This is a genomic window from Pedobacter sp. 05L430, from assembly GCF_056397585.1.
On the sequence record NZ_JBFTNT010000574.1, the window covers coordinates 1 to 898 of the forward strand.

General features: G+C 35.9%; 1 protein-coding gene and 1 pseudogene. Both read left to right on the plus strand.

From position 1 onward, the window contains the following. The coding region (locus AC1DG9_RS27390; protein ID WP_477635739.1) for a GNAT family N-acetyltransferase at positions 1–595 on the plus strand (595 nt) is incomplete at its 5' end. Positions 596–625: 30 nt separating this feature from the next. After that, positions 626–898, plus strand: a pseudogene (locus AC1DG9_RS27395) (polysaccharide biosynthesis protein); the annotation flags it as partial.

Below are 898 nucleotides of genomic sequence, written 5' to 3' on the forward strand. Positions count from 1 at the left end.
GAGAAGCGCTTACCAGGAAAGGGTATTAAGAAAAATCAGGACCCTGAGAAAAAAGGGGTATTATGTTAGGGAAGCCAGTACGGGCGAGGATATAAAAACCTTTAGTGCTATCTATACATTAAATATGCTTAGGGTGGATGCCTCGAACACCTATTATTTTGATGAAGAATATTTTAGGCGATTGCTTGATTCAGAAGAATACGATGCAAGACTAATCTTTGTGTATGATCAAAATGATTATCCGATATGTGGTGCAATAGTGGTCATCACAAATGGTATTATGCAGGCGCATTTATTGGGGACCAGAGAAGAATATCTGGGAGATTCTCCTGCCAAATTGTTAACGGAAGAAATCACGATTCTTGGGCGACAACTTGGTGTAAAATATTACAATCTGGGTGGAGGCTTAGGCTTTAAAGAAGATTCGTTGTTTAGGTGGAAAGCTAATTTTTCAAATCTTACTTTCAATTACCATAGTTGGCGTTTCATAGCCAATCCGGAAGTATATACCTCTTTGTTATCTCAACAAGAAATCGATCTCAACTCTGATGTTGATTTTTTCCCACTTTATAGATTGCAAGCTAACAAAGCTTAACCTTTCTTCATCTATTTAACGTTTAATGACATGAAAAAAATTCTATTTTGCGAAAAAGTGTACTCCAGGTGGCTGATCCTGTTAATTGATCAGTTCATTGTAACAATCGCTCTTGCTGCATCATTAATGATTATACAAAAGGAGAATTTTAATGAAATATTTAATAACAAGTTTTTCCTTTATCTGATCGTTTACAATGTAATCACGATGGTGGTTTTTGTAAGTATGAGAATACACACCGGAATAATCCGATACTCTAGTGTTGACGATATTTTCCGTGTCTTTAAAGCAGTGCTATTAGCT